19 protein-coding genes are annotated in these 18,735 nt (G+C 66.5%); 9 read left to right on the forward strand and 10 right to left on the reverse strand.

Features of this window, described 5'->3' with window-relative positions; genetic code table 11:
* Positions 1 to 18 precede the first annotated feature (18 nt).
* The 4 genes from WS66_RS11850 to WS66_RS34385 are packed head-to-tail and all read right to left on the reverse strand — an operon-like array spanning position 19 to position 3,312.
* Positions 19 to 1,569 (reverse strand): aromatic/alkene/methane monooxygenase hydroxylase/oxygenase subunit alpha, encoded by a 1,551-nt coding sequence (locus WS66_RS11850; protein WP_059604923.1) that lies wholly within the window; start codon positions 1,567 to 1,569, stop codon positions 19 to 21.
* A 38-nt stretch (positions 1,570 to 1,607) separates the two neighbouring features.
* A complete protein-coding gene (locus WS66_RS11855) occupies positions 1,608 to 1,877 on the reverse strand; it encodes an MmoB/DmpM family protein (protein WP_059604920.1) in 270 nt (89 codons plus the stop codon).
* A gap of 36 nt (positions 1,878 to 1,913) precedes the next feature.
* Positions 1,914 to 2,909 (reverse strand): phenol hydroxylase, encoded by a 996-nt coding sequence (locus WS66_RS11860; RefSeq protein WP_059604917.1) that lies wholly within the window; start codon positions 2,907 to 2,909, stop codon positions 1,914 to 1,916.
* A 16-nt stretch (positions 2,910 to 2,925) separates the two neighbouring features.
* On the reverse strand, positions 2,926 to 3,312 hold the full coding sequence (locus tag WS66_RS34385) for a phenol hydroxylase subunit (protein WP_236872900.1): 387 nt from the start codon (positions 3,310 to 3,312) through the stop codon (positions 2,926 to 2,928).
* Between the two features lie 133 nt (positions 3,313 to 3,445).
* On the opposite strand from WS66_RS34385, the gene WS66_RS11870 reads away from it, so the two are divergent.
* Both WS66_RS11870 and WS66_RS11875 read left to right on the forward strand, forming a co-directional pair.
* Positions 3,446 to 5,131, forward strand: a complete 1,686-nt coding sequence (locus WS66_RS11870; RefSeq protein WP_059604911.1) for a sigma-54-dependent Fis family transcriptional regulator — start codon at positions 3,446 to 3,448, stop codon at positions 5,129 to 5,131.
* A 1-nt stretch (position 5,132) separates the two neighbouring features.
* Positions 5,133 to 5,873, forward strand: a complete 741-nt coding sequence (locus tag WS66_RS11875) for a GntR family transcriptional regulator (RefSeq protein ID WP_059604908.1) — start codon at positions 5,133 to 5,135, stop codon at positions 5,871 to 5,873.
* A gap of 23 nt (positions 5,874 to 5,896) precedes the next feature.
* Here the strand turns inward: WS66_RS11875 and WS66_RS11880 are convergent, their stop codons facing one another.
* Positions 5,897 to 6,721, reverse strand: coding sequence for a phosphate/phosphite/phosphonate ABC transporter substrate-binding protein (locus tag WS66_RS11880; protein WP_059604905.1), 825 nt, complete (start codon positions 6,719 to 6,721; stop codon positions 5,897 to 5,899).
* A gap of 313 nt (positions 6,722 to 7,034) precedes the next feature.
* Between WS66_RS11880 and WS66_RS11885 the strand changes: the two genes are divergently transcribed.
* Both WS66_RS11885 and WS66_RS11890 read left to right on the forward strand, forming a co-directional pair.
* Positions 7,035 to 8,060, forward strand: coding sequence for a fatty acid desaturase (locus tag WS66_RS11885; RefSeq protein ID WP_059604902.1), 1,026 nt, complete (start codon positions 7,035 to 7,037; stop codon positions 8,058 to 8,060).
* A gap of 229 nt (positions 8,061 to 8,289) precedes the next feature.
* Positions 8,290 to 9,492, forward strand: coding sequence for a benzoate/H(+) symporter BenE family transporter (locus tag WS66_RS11890; RefSeq protein WP_059604899.1), 1,203 nt, complete (start codon positions 8,290 to 8,292; stop codon positions 9,490 to 9,492).
* Positions 9,493 to 9,526: 34 nt separating this feature from the next.
* Here the strand turns inward: WS66_RS11890 and WS66_RS11895 are convergent, their stop codons facing one another.
* A complete protein-coding gene (locus WS66_RS11895) occupies positions 9,527 to 10,414 on the reverse strand; it encodes an NAD(P)H-binding protein (protein WP_059605187.1) in 888 nt (295 codons plus the stop codon).
* Positions 10,415 to 10,611: 197 nt separating this feature from the next.
* Positions 10,612 to 11,517, reverse strand: a complete 906-nt coding sequence (locus tag WS66_RS11900) for an AraC family transcriptional regulator (RefSeq protein ID WP_059604896.1) — start codon at positions 11,515 to 11,517, stop codon at positions 10,612 to 10,614.
* 192 nt (positions 11,518 to 11,709) lie between these two features.
* Between WS66_RS11900 and WS66_RS11905 the strand changes: the two genes are divergently transcribed.
* Entirely contained in the window at positions 11,710 to 11,907 is a 198-nt protein-coding gene (locus WS66_RS11905) for a hypothetical protein (protein ID WP_059604892.1), read from the forward strand.
* A 49-nt stretch (positions 11,908 to 11,956) separates the two neighbouring features.
* On the opposite strand, the gene WS66_RS11910 is transcribed toward WS66_RS11905, so the two are convergent.
* Positions 11,957 to 12,910 carry a LysR family transcriptional regulator gene (locus WS66_RS11910; RefSeq protein ID WP_059604889.1) on the reverse strand — a complete coding sequence of 318 codons (954 nt, stop codon included), beginning with the start codon at positions 12,908 to 12,910 and terminating at the stop codon, positions 11,957 to 11,959.
* Between the two features lie 100 nt (positions 12,911 to 13,010).
* On the opposite strand from WS66_RS11910, the gene WS66_RS11915 reads away from it, so the two are divergent.
* The gene (locus WS66_RS11915) at positions 13,011 to 14,369 is read left to right on the forward strand and encodes an NAD(P)/FAD-dependent oxidoreductase (protein ID WP_059604886.1); all 1,359 of its coding nucleotides are present in this window, start codon (positions 13,011 to 13,013) and stop codon (positions 14,367 to 14,369) included.
* 324 nt (positions 14,370 to 14,693) lie between these two features.
* Positions 14,694 to 15,128: a phosphatase gene (locus WS66_RS11920; RefSeq protein ID WP_059604883.1), complete on the forward strand. Its 435-nt coding sequence runs from the start codon at positions 14,694 to 14,696 to the stop codon at positions 15,126 to 15,128.
* 194 nt (positions 15,129 to 15,322) lie between these two features.
* Here WS66_RS11920 and WS66_RS11925 read toward each other — a convergent pair whose 3' ends face one another.
* Both WS66_RS11925 and WS66_RS11930 read right to left on the reverse strand, forming a co-directional pair.
* Entirely contained in the window at positions 15,323 to 15,574 is a 252-nt protein-coding gene (locus WS66_RS11925; RefSeq protein ID WP_059604880.1) for an energy transducer TonB family protein, read from the reverse strand.
* 60 nt (positions 15,575 to 15,634) lie between these two features.
* Positions 15,635 to 15,916, reverse strand: a complete 282-nt coding sequence (locus WS66_RS11930) for a hypothetical protein (RefSeq protein ID WP_059604877.1) — start codon at positions 15,914 to 15,916, stop codon at positions 15,635 to 15,637.
* 368 nt (positions 15,917 to 16,284) lie between these two features.
* Here WS66_RS11930 and WS66_RS11935 point away from each other — a divergent pair, with 368 nt between their 5' ends.
* Together WS66_RS11935 and WS66_RS11940 are read left to right on the forward strand one after the other, a co-directional pair.
* Positions 16,285 to 16,596, forward strand: coding sequence for a hypothetical protein (locus WS66_RS11935; RefSeq protein ID WP_059605184.1), 312 nt, complete (start codon positions 16,285 to 16,287; stop codon positions 16,594 to 16,596).
* 355 nt (positions 16,597 to 16,951) lie between these two features.
* Positions 16,952 to 18,598, forward strand: coding sequence for an EAL domain-containing protein (locus tag WS66_RS11940; protein WP_059604875.1), 1,647 nt, complete (start codon positions 16,952 to 16,954; stop codon positions 18,596 to 18,598).
* Positions 18,599 to 18,735: the final 137 nt, after the last annotated feature.

Below are 18,735 nucleotides of genomic sequence, written 5' to 3' on the forward strand. Positions count from 1 at the left end.
TTCAAGGTTGTGTATCGATCAGTTGCTCGTGGCCTGGCCGCGCCAGGCCGCGAAGTTCTTCTGGTCTTCCGAGCCGTCGAAATCGAGGTTGTCGCGGCCCATCTGCACTTCGTAGTAATCGAGCACCGCGGCGAGCGGATCGAAGCCTTCCGCGCTCGGGTCCGCATCGGGCGGGAAGCAATTGCCCTTATAGATCTGGTGCACGGGCAACCACGCCTGCACGTACTTCTGCGGCTCGTGGTCGAAGATTTCCTTGCAGTGATCGCTGCAGAAATGGAACTTGTTGCCGAGGTAGTTCGACTCGCGCGCGCCGATCTTCGTCGGGTTGCCGGGCTCGGTGAACAGCATCGGGATCTGGCAGGTCTGGCACAGCATCGGCAGCGTCTTCATGTAGAAGCGGTTGCCGGCCTTCGCCTGCTCTCCCCAGTAGTCGAAGCGCGGGCGGTAATAGCGGTCGAACGAGTCGGGATACTTCGCGGACAGCCACGCCATCTCGTCCTCGGTCGGCACCCACGTGTGGAACGCCGACGCCGCGTTGAAGCCGTAGAATGTCGACCATGCCTGGTGGCTGATGTGATCCTTGCCTTCGCACGCGTCCTGCCAGCCCTTCGGCTCGCGAATGCCGTAGCGCGCGAGATCCTTGAACAGCGCGCCGCCGTTCTGCTCCGCGTACATCTCCCACGACTCGCGCCAGCTCATCACGCGCTTCGGCTGCATGTAGTCCATCATCATCGCGACCAGCGTGAGCAGCCGGTAGCCGCGCCAGAACCACTTGTCGATCCAGCGCTGCACGATCGGCACGTTGTCCGGGTCCTGCTCGAGCAGGAACTTGATGCACTCGATGCCGAGCGTCATGTGACGCGATTCGTCCGACTGCGCGGAAAAGCCGAACGTGACGGTGGACATGTCGCCGTTGTACGCGGCGCCCGACATGAACGGCACGAACAGCAGGTTCGTCAGCACGTATTCGAACGAGAAGCTGACCGCCGTCAGGAACTCGAACGGCCCCGACGAATACGCGTCCTCGAAGAACGACTTCGGCACCGACAGGTACCAGACTCGGTCGAACCAGTGGTTCGAATGATGGAAGCCGTTGAAGAACTTGTTGTACGTCGACATCGCGTGCGTTTCGGTCTGGTAGTGCCGCAGCTCGTCGATCGACTGCATCTGGCACGCGATGCGCGCGCCCTCGCCGGTGAAGTGCCGGCCGACGTGCGCGAAACCGCGATGCGCGAGATATTCAAGCGGCGTCACGCCCTGGATGAACAGCTTCAGCGCGTTGATGTAGCGCGCGTCGGTCACGCCGAGGAACGCGTTGTTCTGCGTGAACGCATCGAGCACCGCGTACAGCTTCTTCTCCTTCTCGCCCTGGTATTTCCAGTACGCATCCATCGTCAGGCGGAACGGGTCGACCCACTTGTCCCAGTCGTGGATCTTGATGCCTTCGTAACGGTCGTACGGGAAGACCTTGTCCATCGGCTGGTAGGTCGTTTCCCAGCCGAGGCCGCGCGTCATCGCCGCGTAGCGGTCCTTCAGGCCGAGCTTTTTCTTGAGCGTTGGCGTGTCCATTCGTGTCTCCGGTGTTGTCGGTGCGTGTTGCGCGGCGTTCAGTGCGACCAGCTCAGCGTGAACTGGTCGTCGTCTTCGTCGATGTGGCCGGACAGCGTGATCAGGTTCACCTGCAGCTGCTGCAGGTCGAAGCGCGTGCCGGTCAGTTCCTCGATCGTTTCGCGGCGGATCGTCAGCCGGTCCGGTGCGTCGATCTTGACCATCCCGGGCGACTCGACCACCACCGCGTGCGGGTTGTCGGCGACGATCGCGTCGACGATCGGTCTGGAGTCCTCATTTGTCTGAAAGGCGATGAATACGTTCGACATGCTGGCTTTCCTTGGATTGAGGGGATATGCGCGGCGTCAGAGCGCGAGGCCGAGCTTTGCGACGCGTGCTTGAAACTGCTCGCGCACTTCGTCGAGCGCCGCCCGGCCGGCATCCTGCAACGCGCGCGCCGCGACCGGTGCGAGCGCCGCGTCGGCCCGTGCGGACCAGTCTCGGGTCCAGCGGGCGAGCAGCGCGCGGTTGTCGTCGGATTCGGCGGCCATGGTCTTCACCACCGCGTCGATCCAGCGATTCGATTCGGCGTGCCATTCCGGCATGAACGCGGTGAGCATCGCGACCGCCGAGCCGCCCGCGAGCGCGATCCGTTCGTCGATGAAGCGGTCGTAGACGAGCGGATACAGCAGGCCGTCGAGCGCGAGGTTCTGCGCAACGAAAAGCTCGACCGGGTCGGCCACGACCAGCGTGTCCTCCACATAGCGGCGCAGCGGCTGCCATGCGGCGTCGTTCGTCCAGCTGGCCTTGGCCGCATCGAGCACGTCGGGCTCGGCCATCGCGAGCGCGAGGCGCGTCAGGTACTGCGCGACGCCGAGGTTGTCCATCGCATGGAACATCGCGGGCGCGGTGAACGCGGTACCGTAGCCGAGCGCGCAGATCTGCGCGTTGTTCATGTTCGCGCCCCACGCGGCATGGCGCAGCGGCACCAGCACGTCGAGCGCCTGTGCGGCCACGTCGTCGCGCATCAGGCCAATCATCCGGCGCGATTCGACGAACTCGAAGTTCGACTCCATCGCGTCCTGCTGGCGCGCGCGCGTCGTCGCCCACGACGCGTAGTAGAACTGGCGCGGATCCTTCAATGCGTACCAGTTCGCCATCCGGATCGCCGAACGCGACGGATCGAAGATCTCGTGGTCCGGGTCCCAGGTCGGCCGGTAATGGAAGTTCGCCTGGGGCTGCGCGCCCATCATGCCTTCCTGGTAGCGCGTCGCCGTCTTGTCGCCGCCGATGTTCTGCGCGACATGCGCGAAGGTGTGCCGGAGCGGCTTGATGTCGACTGTCTTCAGCTCGATGGTCACTTCTTGCTCCTCAAGGTCATGGGTTCGCTTCGACGTCGAGCCGCGTCACCTGCTGTTCGCGGCAGAACGCGTCGAAGGCGGCAGGAGACAACGTCAGCTCGACGAACAGATCCGGCGCGCCGCCGAGCGAAAACTCGAATTCGACGAAGCCGCGCACGTTCATGCCGGTCACGCGCGCACACTTGCGGCCAGGGTCGAGCGGGGAAAGATCGGTCGGGTGCTGATTCATGATCGGTGTCGCCTCCATGCCGCACTTCAATGCAGCATCCGTGCCACGTGCGGGCACGCGCTCAAAAAATCTCGATAATTGAGGGAAAGCCCTGACGCGAAGTTCAAATTCGCGATCCACAATGGCGGTTAACCAGAACGGAAATCGCTCGCCGGCGACCGCGCCTGAACCCATATCCGGTGGCGCTTTTCATCATTTGAGCAACACCGTCGAACGCATTTGACGAAATGATCAAATCGATCCGCCCGCCGCGGCGCCGCTGGCGAAAACCTTGAAAATCACGAGAAATCTCGACGGAGGAGACACGATGCGGCCCAGCCTGCCCCCATTGCCGCCGGACACCGACCTGCGCAAGCTGATCCATTTTTCGGCGAGCGACGGTCGCATCTGGCTGGCCGGTCAGCGGATGGTGCTGCTGCATGCCGGCGCACTGGCGACGCTGCGCCAGGAACTGATGGAAAGCGTCGGACCGGCACAGACGCGACGCTTCTTCACGCGGGTCGGCTTCGCCGCCGGAGAACGGGACGCCGCACTCGCCCGCGAAATTCGCAGCGGCGCGTCGTTGTTCGACATGTTCCATGTCGGCCCGCAACTGCACATGCTCGAAGGCGCCGTTCAGGTCACGCCGTTGCGCTTCGAGGCCGATCCCGCGACGGGCGCGTTCTATTGTGAGTACCGCTGGGAACATTCATGGGAGGCCGACGTGCACCGCCGCACGTTCGGGCCGCAGCCCGAACCCGTCTGCTGGATGCTGATCGGCTATGCGACGGGCTACACCAGCGCGTTCATCGGCCGGACGATCCTGTTCAAGGAAACGGCCTGCGTCGGCATGCACGACCCGCACTGCACGATCGTCGGCAAGCCAGCCGAGGAATGGCCGGATGCCGACGAGATCTCCTCGTGGTTCAAGGCCGACTCGCTGATCAACACGATCCGCGACCTGCAGACCGAAGTCGAATCGCTGCGCCTCGAGATCGCGCCGGACGACAGCCGGACCCGGCTCGTCGGGCGTTCCGACGCATTTCGTGCAGCCTATGCGCTGCTTGAAACGGCCGCGCCGACCAAGGTCGCCGTGCTGCTCACCGGCGAAACGGGCGTCGGCAAGGAACGCTTCGCGCGTGCGCTGCACGGCCTCAGCCCGCGCGCGCAGAAGCCGTTCGTCGCGATCAACTGCGCGGCCATTCCGCATGCGCTGATCGAGTCCGAACTGTTCGGTGCGGAGAAAGGCGCGTTCACGGGCTCGCAAGCCGCGCGCGCCGGCCGCTTCGAGCGCGCGGACGGCGGCACGCTGTTTCTCGACGAGATCGGCGAGCTGCCGCTCGACGTACAGGCAAAGCTGCTGCGCGTGCTTCAGGAGGGCGAGGTCGAGCGGCTCGGCGCGACCGACGGCAGGAAGGTGGATGTCCGCGTCGTCGCGGCGACCAACCGCGATCTCGAGCAGGCCGTGCGCGACGGCACCTTTCGCGCCGATCTCTATTACCGGATCAACGTCTACCCCGTGCTGATTCCGCCGCTGCGCGACCGGCAGGACGACATCGCGCCGCTCGCCGACGCAATGCTCGAACGCTTCGCGGCCGTGCACGGCAAGCCGGCGCCGACGCTGACCGACTACGCCTACGACACGCTGCGCGGCTACCGCTGGCCCGGCAACGTGCGCGAGCTCGAGAACCTGATCGAGCGCGCGGTGATCCTGTCGCGCCCGAACCGTCCGGTCGACGCGAAGGACCTGTTCCCCGGCGTCGGCGCGCCCGGTGGCGCGACGGTCGATCGGGCCGGGCAGATCCGGCCGGCGGCCGCGATGTCGATCGACTGCGGCGCCATCCTCGACCAGTTGCAGGGCGGCGGCGGACTCGACGGCCTCGAGCGGGCGCTGCTGCACGAGGCCGTCGACCGCGCGAACGGCAACCTGTCGGCCGCCGCGCGCCTGCTCGGCCTGACGCGCGCGCAACTCAGCTATCGGCTCAACCGCAAACAGGATCAGGAGGACGCGTGACATGAACACCATCCTGCCCGCCCATCCGTTCGACGACCCGCCGCCGGCGCACGAGCCGGCCGACGCCGACGCCGCCGAGCCGCATGCCCGCACGCTCAGCGAGCATGCTTATCACCAGCTCCGGCAACACATCATCGAGGGACATCACCCGCCCGGCACGAAGCTGCGCGTCGAGCATCTGAAGGACGTGTACGGCGTCGGCGCGGGCACGCTGCGCGAGGCGCTCACGCGGCTCGTCAGCGATGCGCTGGTCGTCGCCGAAGGGCAGCGCGGGTTTCGCGTGACGCCGATGTCGGTCGACGATCTCGAAGCCATCACGCGGCTGCGCATTCATATCGAGGTCGATGCGCTGCGCGACTCCGTGCGGCGCGGCGACGACGCATGGGCGCAACGCGTGCGGCAGAGTTTCGACATGCTGTCGGCCTGGGAGCAGCCGGTGTCCATCGAAAACCGCGCCGCATGGGAAGCGTGCAACCGGCGCTTTCACGAAGCGCTGATTTCGGCGGCCGCGACGCCCTGGACGTACCTGATCCTGCGCATGCTGTCGCAGCAAAGCGAACGCTATCGGCGCGTGTGCATCGGGCTCGGCGATTCGAAGCGCGACGTGCATGCGGAGCACACATGCCTGTTCGAGGCCGCGATGCGCCGCGCCGATGCGCGCGCGGCACTCGCGCTCGAGGATCATATCGGCACGACGCTCGCCGTGGTACGCAACGCGCCGCCCGGCACCTTGCCGTTCTAGCCACCGTCGCGCGGACGCTGCACTCACACCAGCTCGGGATACCCGTGCGCGGCCGCGTCCCGCGCGAGCCGGGCAATCGTGTCGTAGGCACTCGGCGGCAGACGCTCGAAACCCTTCAGCCGCAGTGCGTTCGCCCGCGCCGGATCGACCGAGACCGCGCGATCGAGCGCATCCTGCAACGCGCCTGCCAGCGTTGCGTCCAGCGCCTTCGACGCAATCAACGGCAAGCCCGGCGCCGACGCCGTCATGCCGATGATCCGGACGTCGTTCAACAACTCGGGCAGTGCATCACGCACATACGCGAACGTCACGCAGTCGATCGCCGCGCAATCGGCAACGCCTGCCGCCAGCGCGCGCAGCACGTTCAGGTGCGAGCCGAACGACACGGCCGAACTGAAGAAACGCCCGTCATGCGCATGCGGCGCGACCGCATGCCGGAACGCGTTCATCCCGCTGTGTGAATCCGCGCCGTTGAATGCTGCCCGCAATCCGCGACAGGCAGTCAGCGTCGTCGCGCCGCCTGCGTGCACGCGCGCCGACACCACCAGCACACTGCTGTAGCGCGCGCCGTCGCAGCCGGGCGCATCGAATGCCGGTGTCGCGATCAGGTGCACGGCATCGCGCAATCCGAGCATCCGGTATGGATAACCGCATGTCTGCGACAACAGCAAGTCGTTGCGGTGCCACAGCGCGTGCAGATCCCCGAACGGCTCGTCGAGCAGCGCGACGCCGGCAGGCCCGCCGGCACGCGCGAACGCATCGAGCGCGTCACGCAGCAACGCGCGCCACAGTGCGGCGTGGCGCGGCGTCACGTTGTACATCGGCAGTCCGGCGATCCATGGGCTCATTCGCGCATTCTACGCACCGGCGATGCGTTGGAGAAAGCCCGTTCGCCCGGGGTTCGCGCCGGTCCGGCATGCGCAGGGGCGGTCAATGCTTATCTGCCGCGCAACGATAAGCAAATGCGAATTGCTTGGTTGGCCTGACTACGCGAGCCGGTTAGCGTTCCAGTGTCGCGACACCGTCGCAAGCCGCTGTAGCGGCCGACCGCGCGCCGCGCCCCGTGTCTGTCAACAGCATCGCGGCCCACGCCGGCGCGATCGTCCGCTACCCGTTACCCGTATAGCACCCGAATCACCCGCTTCATCCCGCCCCAGCACCATGGCCGAATACTTCGACGTCGACCACGCGCGCGCGATCGCCGCACTCAACGCCCGCTTCACAGCCCGCACCGAGTGGCCGACGTGGCTGCTGGTCGTCGCGATCTACGGCGGCTGGCTCGCCGTGCTGCTGCTCGTACGCGCCGAGCGCCTGTCGCTCGCGGCCGCGACGCCGCCGCTGATCCTGCTCGGCGCGTGGCACCTGTCGCTGCAGCACGAGCTGCTGCACGGCCATCCGACGCGTTCCGCGTTCGTGAACCGGCTGCTCGGCTACCCGCCGCTGACGATCTGGTATCCGTACACGCTCTATCGCGACACGCACCTCGACCATCACGGCGACGAGGACCTGACCGTGCCGGGCGTCGATCCGGAAACGAACTACGTGTCGCGCGAGCGGTGGGCGCAGCTGCTGCGCTGGCGTCGCGCGCTGACGGTTGCGCGCACCACCTTCGCCGGACGCCTCGTGTTCGGGCCGCCGACGAGCGTCGCCGCGATGTTCGCCGACGCATTCGCCGCGTTCCGGCGCGGCGACTTCCGCCATCTGCGGATGTGGATCACGCACGCCGCCTGCGTGGTCGCGCTGCTCGCATGGCTGCAGTGGGCAATCGGCGTGCCGTGGTGGTACTACCTGCTGGCCATCACGTGGCCCGCGCTGTCGCTCGCGATGATCCGTTCGCTGTACGAGCATCGCGCCGCGCGGCACCCGAAGGCGCGCATCGCGATCAACGAAGCCGGCTTCGCGATGCGGCTGCTGTACCTGAACAACAACTATCACCTCGTGCATCACGACCTGCCGACGCTGCCGTGGTACGACCTGCCGCGCGCGTACCGGATGCGGCGCGATGCGTATGCGGAGAAATGCGGCGGCTTCGTGATCCGCGGCGGCTATCGCGAACTGCTGGCGCGCCATGCGTGGACGCCGACCGACACGCCCGTGCATCCGTTCGACCAGGGCACGGCGTCGCTGTCGACGGGCGGTGGTGCGAAGGTCGCCGCCGTCGACGGGTATCTTCAGATCAGTACGTAGTGCTTGAGTGAGTCGCGCTTCGCCGTGAAGGCGCCCGATGCGACGACGCCCGCGCAATGCCGCACGGCCGCCCCGACGCGCATTTCTTACGAAAAGCCGACAACATCGATCTGCATCGGCAAATTGCCAATTTCGGCGGCAATGCCCAGAATGACGGATCGTCCGGGGCCTCCGACAATCACTCGCCCCGGCTCAGCCGCCCGGCCGCGCGCCGCACTCCCCTACGACAATGCAACCGAACACCTCGCCCGGCGCGATCCGCTCGATCGGCAACGACTGGTCCGTCTCCGCGGTGACCGCGGGCTTTCTCGCGGTGCTGATTTCCTACGCGGGCCCGCTCGCGATCTTCTTTCAGGCGTCGCAGGCCGCGCATGTCTCCAACGAGATGGTGGCGTCGTGGGTCTGGGCGATCTCGATCGGCGCGGGCGTGTCGGGCCTCTTCGCGAGCTGGAAACTGAAGGTGCCGATCGTGACCGCATGGTCGGCGCCCGGCACCGCGCTGCTCGTCGGCCTCTTTCCGCAGCTGACGCTGAGCCAGGCCGTCGGCGCGTACATCACGGCCGCGCTGATCATCCTCGTGATCGGCATCACCGGCTATTTCGACCGGCTCGTGCGCCACATTCCGCGCGGCATCGCGTGCGGGATGATGGCGGGGATCCTGCTGCCGTTCGGCATGCATGCGTTCTCCGCCGCGACCGCGCAGCCGGTGCTCGGGTTCGGGATGATCGCGGCATACGTGATCTTCAAGCGCCTGCTGCCGCGCTACAGCATCGTGCTCGTGCTGCTGACGGGCGCCGCGCTCGCGACGCTGCTTGGGATGGCGCATCTCGGCAACGTGTCGCCGAGCATCGCGCGGCCGATCTTCATCGCGCCCGAATGGACGCTCGGCACCACGCTCAGCCTCGCGCTGCCGCTCGTCGTCGTCAGTCTCACCGGCCAGTTCCTGCCGGGGATGACGATCCTGCGCGTCTCGGGCTATCACACGCCCGCGCGGCCGATCATCACCGCAACCAGCGTGATGTCGCTCGTCGTCGCGTGCTTCGGCGGGATCACGATCGTCGTCGCGGCGATCACCGCGGCGCTGTGCACCGGCAAGGATTCGCACGAGGATCCGGACCGGCGCTACATCGCGGGCATCGCGAACGGCGTGATCTACCTGATCGGCGGGCTCTTCGCGGGGACGATCGTCACGCTGTTCTTTGCACTGCCGAAGGCGTTCGTCGCGATCCTCGCGGGGCTCGCGCTGATCGGTGCGATCGGCGCGAACGTGCACGGGATCTTCGAGGACGAGGCGCATCGCGAGGCATCGGTGATCACGTTCCTCGCGACCGCATCGGGGATGACGTGGCTCGGGCTCGGGTCCGCGTTCTGGGGGATCGTGATCGGGTCGATCGCGTATGCGGTGACGAGCTGGGCGCGGCGGCAGGCGTAACGCGCGGCGCGCGCCCTTTCAGCCGCCGCGTCGCTCACCGCGCATGCTCGCGCACCAGCTTGGCGAATGCCTCCGCCGGTGTCGTCGCGCCATACACCCGCTCCGACACGCCGGCCTCGACATCGATCTGCCCCGCGTTGTGCGCGTCATAGAGATCAACGATCAGTTGTGCATGACGCTCGCTGAGCCCGGCGCGCAACAGCGTCGCGGTCCATGCGTCGCGCGGCAGTTCGCGCGCGACGATCTCGTGGTCCGCGACCGCGCCGAGCGTATCCGCGATGCCCCGCACGCTCACCCGCCGCGGCCCTTCGATGCTGACGATACGCGGCCGGTTGCCGGTTTCGGCGGAATCGAGCAGCAGCCGCGCCGCCGCGACACCGACATCGGGCGCCCAGACCGTCGGAAACACCTTGTCGACCGGATGGTGAAAGCTCGGCAGCACGCCGGTTGCGAGTGCGACGGGCAGCACGCGGGTCCAGTTCTGCAGGTGTTCGGCCGAGCGCAGCAGCGTGAGCCTCGTCGGAACCGTCCTCAGCCTTTCCTCCAGACGATGAAAGAGCCGCGTGATGCCCGTGTTGCCGTCGCGCTCGGCGCCATAGTCCGACAGCGCGAGCAGCGCCGGCGGCGGATTCGCGACGAGCGCGCCGGTCACGAGGTCGATCGTCCGCTCCATCGTTGCCGCCGGGTCGCTGTCGGCGATCGGCACCGGGCACAGCATCTGCACGGCTTGCGCGCCATCGATCGCCGCGGCGACCGCGCGGGCGTCCGTCAGATCGGCGATCGCGACGTCGCAGCCGAGTTGCGCGAAGCGTTCGCGCCGGCGTGCGTCGCGCAGCACCGCGCGCACGGGATGGCCTGCCTGGCGCAAGGTCGTTACAGTCGACAGTCCGACGTTGCCTGATGCTCCGAAGATCACGAACACGATCCGCTCCCGGGGGATGATGGTGCAGTGATTCTCGGCGCTCGCAGTCAACGTGACGCGCACGGACGGATGATCGGAACAGGAACGGATGACGAATTACACGGTTGCCGAGTGTGTCCGCCGCGTCGCCTGCTCCGGCAGATCATGGGCTCGCCGATCGTCGGCCCCCGCGCGGTCCAATCCGGCACAGCGGTCGATCAACGGTCCTCGCCGTCATAAGCGAGCCGCAGCCCGCCACGCGCCCCGGACCGCGCGACCTCCGTCGGCGTCACGCCCAGCACGCGATTCATCCAGTTCGCCATGTGGCTCTGATGCGCGAACCCGGCTTCGAGCGCGATCTGGCTGATGCTGAGCCGGCCTTCGAGCAGCAACGCCTTCGCACGCTCGACCCGGCGCCGCACCACGTACTGATGCACCGGCATCCCGAGCGTCTCGCGAAACAGCACCTTGAAATGCGGCACGCTGATCGACACGAGCGCCGCGAGTTCGGCCAGCGTCATGCGGCGTTCGAGGTTGGCCTCGACATAGTCGATCACGCGCGCCGCCGCTTTCGGCGCAAGCATACGCCGGCGCTCGCGAAACACCGGCTGGCTGTCGGCCAGCCGCGCGACGAGCGCCGTGCACAGGCTCTCCGCATAGAGCGGATCCGACGCGTCTTCCGCTTCGAGTTCGGCGGCCATCGCCCACGCGATGTGCTGCAGGCGCGGATCGCGCACCTGCAGCCGCCGACGGATCTGCGCCTGCGACGGCTTCAGCTCGAGTTGCTCGAACGTGCGCCGCACGAACGTGTCGCTGAGTGCGACGTGCAGGATCCGGCAGTCGGCACTGTCGGTCCACTGGCCCGGCAGGCCGGCGGGAATCACGTCGATGTCGCCGTGGGCCTGGATGCGCGACACGCGTTCGCCGTCGCACACGCAATCCGCGCGCACGGGCGAGCCGATATGCACGCCGATGCGGTGATGTTCCGTGGCCGGAATCCGGTACGTACCGGCGCGAATCTCCAGCAGCGACGCGCCGAAGCCGCGCCAGCCGAGCCCGCGGCTGGAGCGCAGGCTGACCGGCACGCCGTTGTCAGCCGGCGCGGCGAGAATCGGATCGCTCATGGTTCCCCTCCACCAGATCGGGTGTCGAACGCGCATTGTGACGCTTTTCCGGGCCGCTTGCCGGGCGCGTACCGCCATTCCCGCGCCGTGCAGAAAAAGATCATCCGTTCCTGCTCCGCCGCATCCTTGCCTGCGCGCGAACGGGCGCCGCGACGATTACGATGGCCTCATCCGACACCTACGGAGACCGTCATGCCCCATTCCTGCCCACGACGCGCGGCGTTCATCCTCGCTTCGCCGTCCCGTGCGGCTCGCCGCCCTGCCGGCCCCGCTCCCCGCAACAACCGAACCGCCTTCGCCGCGCGGTGCCTGCGCATGATCGGCTGGTACCGCCTCGAACGGCTGCTCGCGTCGATTCCCGACAGCAACGACGACTTCGGGATCGTCTGACCGACGGAACGCACGGCTCGCACACGCCGCCCGCGTCCCCGGCGTGCGCCTACTTGCGCCGCCGCTCGTGCGGCGCCACCGTCGCGCCGTCGATCACCGGGGCACCCTGCTTGATCAGGAAGTCGCGAAACAGCCCCGTCACCTGCGAGATCCGCCGGTCGGCGAGCGTGACCACATACCATTCGCGCTCGATCGGGTTGCCCGGAAACGGCAGTTGCCCGAGCAGCCCGGTGCGCAACTCGAGTGCACACGCGTGCAACGACAGGAACGCGACGCCGAGCCCTGCTTCGGCCATCTGCTTGATCGCCTCGTTGCTCGACAGTTCGGAGCCCACATGGAAGCGATGGCCGGCCGTCTTGAACAGGCTCTCGACGGTCGAGCGCGTGCCCGCACCGCGTTCGCGCACGAGCAGGTGCGCGGATTCGAGATCCTTCAGCGCGACACGCTTGCGCTGCATCAGCGGATGGCCGGGCGCCGCGACGAACACCATCGGATGCTTCGCGAACTCGACCGCGTGCGTGCGCAGCTCCTTCGGCGCGCTGCCCATCACCGCGAGATCGATTTCATGCGTCGCGAGCATGCGGATGATGTCGTCGCGATTGCCGACCTTGAAATAGGTCTTCACGTGCGGGCGCGTCGCGGTGAATTTCACCAGGAGCGGCGGAATCAGATACTCGGCCGTCGTAATCGCGCCGATCCGCAGCGTGCCGCCGAGGTCGCCCGTCAGCGCGGCCACTTCGTCGCCGGCCTCGCTCCACAGATACAGGATCTCGCGCGCATAGCGCGCCACGATTTCACCGGCCGCGGTCAGCTGCACGCCGCGCCCCACCCGCTGCAGCAGCGCAGCGCCCACCGCCTCCTCGAGCAGGCGAACCTGCAGCGACACGGCCGGCTGCGTCAGGTTCAGCTCCTCGGCCGCGCGCGACACGCTGCCGAGCCGCGCAATCATGTCCAGCGCCTTCAGCTGCCGGAACGTCGCGGCCTTTCCTATAAGTGAATACATATGAGTTGCTTATAAACATTAAATTGTTCGCGTAGGTTCAAAACTATATCGTCGGTTCTTGAGCAATGTCATCCGAATCGTCATCAGCGGGAGCCACAACATGGACCACATCACGCCTACCCTTGCCACGGATCGCGCACCGCGCGTGCCGCGCATCGTGATCGTCGGCGGCGGCGCCGGCGGCCTGCAGCTCGCCACGCGCCTCGGCGACACGGTCGGCCGCCGCGGGCAAGCCGACGTCGTGCTCGTCGACCGCTACCCGACGCACTTCTGGAAGCCGCTGCTGCACGAAGCCGCATCCGGCCATCGCGATCCGGCCTCGCACTCGATCGAATACGCGGCGCAGGCGAAGCGCCACGGCTTCCGCTTCGTGCAGGGCGCGCTGCAGCGGGTCGACCGCGCGGCACGCACGGCGACCATCGCGCCGGTGCAGGACGCGGACGGCACGGAGATCCTGCCGCAACGCGAGCTCGGCTACGACGATCTGGTGCTGGCCGTCGGCAGCGTGACGAACTTCTTCAACGTGCCGGGCGCCGCGCGTCACGCGCTGCCGCTCGAAAACCTCGACCAGGCCGAGGATTTCCGCCGCAAGTTCCTCGCCGCCTGCACGAAGGCGAACCACCTGGCCGAGCAGCAGCCGGCGCGGCGCGCGGCACCGATCTGCATCAACGTGATCGGCGCGGGCGCGACGGGTGTCGAACTGGCCGCGGCGCTGCGTCATGCGATCCAGCAGCTGACGACGTATCGCTTCAAGGCACTGGTGTCGGCGCACGACGTACACATCCGGCTGATCGAAGGCGGCCCGCGCATCCTGCCGGCGCTCGACGAAAGGCTGTCGGCCAGGATGCAGGCGCAACTGCGCACGATGAACGTCGACGTGCTGACGGATACGCGCGTCGCGGAAGTCGGCGCGGACGCGGTCATGACCGCGACCGGCGAGCGGCTTGCGAGCGACATCACGATCTGGGCGGCCGGCGTCGCGGGCCCCGCGATGCTGCGGGAACTCGGCGACATCGCGCTTAACCGGTCGAACCAGGTGATCGTGACCGACACGCTGCAGACGCCCGACGATCCGCACGTGTATGCGTTCGGCGATTGTGCCGCGTGCCCGTCGGCCGATGCGAGCGGTTTCCTGCCGCCGCGTGCACAGGTTGCGCACCAGCAGGCCGTGTACCTCGGCGATGCGCTCGCGCGGCGCCTCGCCGGCAAGCCGACGCCGGGCTTCACGTTCCGCGACGCGGGCACCGTCGTGTCGCTCGGCCGGGCGGGAGCCGTGTATCAGGCCGACCTCGGCGTGCGTTCGCGCTCGCTGATCGTCGACGGGCTCGCCGCGATCGGGCTGTACAAGTTCCTGTACCGCAAGCATCTGTTCAGCGTGTACGGACTGAAGCGCGCGCTGTTTCAGTCGCTGAGCCACTGGCTGCAAAGCCTCAACCAGCCGTCGATCAAGCTGCACTGATCGCAGACTGCCACACGGCATCGCAAGACGGCGTATCGGGCGCACCTCGCCCGATACGCCGTTTTCTTGTCTGCACGGATCCGGTGCATTCGTTGCGTGCGCACGTTTGGTGCATCACATGGAAGCCCGTCGATACGATGCAAATCATCCGCAAAACATGGGATCGGGCGCATCCCGCGCCGGTGTTGGCTCACCGCCCCATTCATTAGTCGAATCGTATGAGTCGACTATAAATATTAATTGGTCGTAATTTCCGGATCGACGCTAAGGTGTGGGGCATTCCCGTCCGCGAACGGATCGTCACGTCTCAGGAGAGGAATCACCGTGGTCATCGAAGCCATCGTCACCCGTCTCGACGCCGCATTCGCGCAGATCGAAGCGACACCGGATTCGCACGAATCGCGCAACCAGCGCGATGCGATCATCCAGTGGCTCGACAGCGCGTCGGAGCAAGGATATCGACTCGGTCTCGTCACGACGCTGCCTGCCGCCCGGCTCAGCGACATGTTCGAAGGCCAGTTCGGCCGTGCGAACCTCGACCGCTTCTCGGTCGTCGTGACCGACGCTCATCAGCAGGACTCCGTATCAAGCCAGCATCCGTTCGACATCGCGCTGCAGGCGCTGGGCGTGCCGCCCGAGCGCGCGGTGGCCGTCGCGAGCAGCGAACCGGAACGCCGCGAAGCCGAGACGTTCGGCCTGTCGCGTTGCGTGCGCATCACCGACACGATGCGCTCGATCGCATCGGCAGGCCTGCACTGACCTGAGCACCTGCATACGGGCCGGCTCGCGCGGGACGTGTATCGCAACGCCGCGCGGGTCATCGTGAAGATGCTGTTAAACAAGCGCGCGACGGATTTCCAGGGCAGCGTGCGACGGCGAGAAACTCGCCGCCGGAAGCCGCTTCTACGATTACACGGGATTGAGGCGCCGTGACGGATAGCCTCGACGCGTCGTCAGTCCACCGGGTAATCGAGATCGTGCCAGCGCTTCGCCGATTTCCCGCCCGAGCCTAGATGACCGCCGGGGAAGCGCATGACCGCAATCGCGTGAAGCGCTTTCTCGTCGAGCGCGGCGTCGCCGCAACTGCGCCTGACCTTGAGATCGCGGACACGCCCGTGCTCGTCGAGCCAGACACGCACGATCACGCGCCTTCTCGACGCGCCGTTCTGCACGCCGCGTGACAGCAGGCGGTCCATCAGCGACATGAGTTTCTCCGTGATGCTCGAACGCTTCGGTTATCGATACGTGCCGGCCTGCGTGCAACGTCAGTGCTGAATGGCCACGCTTTTGTGCGTCGCCCGCACGGCCTTCGGCTTCGCAACGACGGGCGCCTTCGGATCGATGCCGACCGCATGCTCGACCTTGCGGGTCTTCGCGGGTGCCGCGTGCGCCTTCGACACGGGTTTCGCGTCGGCATGCGCCGCGGCCGGCGCATTCGACCGCGAAGAACCGGGTTGCCGCCCCGGCTTCACGGCCGCCGCACCGCTCGCTGCCGCGGGTGAATGCTTGACCTGGTGTGCGTATTCCTTGACGTCGTGGTCGCTCATCCACGATTCCGTATAGGCCGCCGACGCGGGCTGTGACAGGTTGAGATACGCGACCGATGCGACGAGAAAGGCACGAACATGCGTGCGACGATTGAATGCGGTAATGACGAATGCTCCTTGCGAACTGGCTCGACGCCCTGTATCGGCGCCGTCGTGGCGGCACGATAAATGAGCGCATTCAGCATCGCAAGCGTCTGACGGGGATCCAAACGATTCTTGACGTTTGAATGATCGATCCTGTGCGCGAGACCACTCACGCACCGCGTTCGACCGCGTCGGACATGCAGATGTTGTCACGCGTGCGGCATCGGCAACCTGCCGAACTCGGGCCCGCCGACGGTGTCGAACGTGCATCGCCGGAGAATCGCATGAAACGCGCCGCCCCTTTCGCCATCCTGACCCTGCTTGCCGCCGTCAGCTTGCCGGCGGTCGCCGGCACCGCCACGGACAATGCCACCGCGCCCGTTGCGCAGCAAGCGAGAAACTGCGTGCCGTCCTCGACGTCCGCCGGCGCAGCGCCCGGCTCCCGCGCGGCGTCAAAGGCGCCGCCGATCCGCATCTGCGTCGGCGATTCCGATACGCAACTGAACCTGCCGTGGTTCCTGACCGACGTCCTCACCGCTATGGACACGCATCAATCGCCTCGCGACCTGCTCCACAAGATGCGCAACGACTTCTGAAGCGCGGTCGCCGGATGTGACGCGCGATGCAAATATTTCTCGCCAAGCATCAATCTCGATATTGCGCTATTTTTTGAATAACAATATTTCGTAATCGCGCGTAACACGCCTTATACTTGCCGCGCACCATCCTCGTGCCAAGAGACGGTGTCTTCTGTCCCGGCTGCACATCGATGCGGCCGGGTTTTTTTTGGGTGTGCGATACCGACATACATCCGTTGTCGATGTATGTTACGAAAGAGCGCCTCGAATCCTGTGCTCCCGCCGCGATGCCGCTTCGTGCGTTTCGCGAGCGTAGAATCGATTTGCGTCCCGATATGGGCGCGAGCCGCGGTGCCCCGGCCAGGCACGGCGAATGCCTCGCGCCAATTCATCGACCGGTTCGACCTGCATTCACATGCGCACAACAACAAGTACGACCCGAGGACCATCCGCGCTCGCACCGCGCCCGAAACCCGCGTTCCAGCGCAGCGGCGCGTGGTCGCACATCGTCTTCCCGGTTGCCCTGATCGTCTGCATCCTCGTGTTCGTGCTGGCGCTCGTCGTTGCAGGGCGTCTGGCGCGAGACTCGATTGCACGGCACGAAAGCGACGTCGCGAACGACATCGTGATATCGGTCGACCGCATCCTCGACGGGATTCGCACGCGGCATCCGGATGAGTTGAACGCGCTGGTCGGGCGGCCCTGCACGACGATCTTCAGGACGCTCGCCGAAGTGGGCACTCACCTGCGCTATCTTCGGGCCGTCGGGCTGGCGAACAGCGGTCGCGTCACCTGCTCGTCGGCGCTGGGCGCGATCAACGTCCCGCTCGACGCCTACATTCACGCGCCAGCGCCGGGGATGACGGCCATCACGCTGCTTCGGCAAACGCCGTTTCAGCGTGACGTTCCGGTGCTGGTGGCGTTTCGCGCGACCGCGCCCGACTCCGGCGTCCTTTATCTGGTCGAAGGCGACTATGTGGCAGACGTGCTCGCGCACGGAACCCGCTTCGGGGCGGAAACGGCCACCCTGTCGATCGAGGGCGCGGGAAGCATCGATCGGCATGGTACGTTCGTCCCGTCACTCGGCGCGGCGCCGGCCACGGGCAGCAAGATTGCGTCGAACGCGTGGCCATTCACAGTCTCCGTCAGCTCGGCGGAACCCTACGTTTCGCAGGTGCAGCGGCGCTACCGGCTCATCTGCCTGACGATCGCGCTGCTGGTCAACGGCCTCGTAGCGGCCACGTACCTGCTCGCGATGGCGCCGCGCCGGCTGTTGCTGAAGGCCGTTCGCAATGCGCTGAAGCGCAACGAATTTCATGTCGTCTACCAGCCGATCATCGACGTCGAAACGCGCAGGACTGTCGGCGTCGAGGCGCTGCTGCGCTGGCACCATCCGAAATGGGGAGCCATCAGTCCGGCCGTGTTCGTGCCGCAGGTCGAATCAAGTGCGGTCCTGCCGAAGGTGACCGAGTTCGTGCTTCGGAGGGCCGTATCGGAACTGACCGCACTCGCGCCGTCGGTACCGCTACGCATCGCGATCAACGTCGCGCCGAAGGATCTTGAACGCGCGCGCTTCGTGTCCGTCGTCGAAGACACGATCGGCAGGCTTCCACAGGGCAGCACGCTGGTCCTCGAAGTGACCGAGCGCATCCTGCTCGAGAAGAATCCGCGCACCACCGAGATATTCGCCACACTGCGCGCGAAAGGCGCGAAGTTCGCGATCGACGACTTCGGCACGCATCACAGCAACCTCGACATGCTGTCGCGCTTTCCCTTCGACTACGTGAAGATCGACCGACAGTTCATCTCGCAGCTCACGACGGGCAACGCGAAACTGATCGAAGGAATCGCGGCGGTCGCCCACCACTACGGCCTGAAGATCATTGCCGAGGGCGTGGAGACGGAAGAGCAGCATCGCGCGCTGCATGCGGTCGGGATTCAGTACGCGCAGGGCTATCTGTATCAGCGGCCACGGCGAGCGGAACACCTGAAGCGGAATTTCGCGCCGATGCCGGCTTGAATGCCGCATCGGCGCTAAACGCCCGGTCGGCGAATACGTGACGCACACGCGTCGTCCGGTCTGCACGCGACGCCGGCTGCCGCACGCGGTCGATGCGCTGCGTGGCGGGTCGCGCGGCGGCTTCCTGCCACCTGATG

It is taken from the genome of Burkholderia sp. LA-2-3-30-S1-D2 (genome assembly GCF_001523915.2).
GTDB classification, from domain to species: domain Bacteria; phylum Pseudomonadota; class Gammaproteobacteria; order Burkholderiales; family Burkholderiaceae; genus Burkholderia; species Burkholderia diffusa.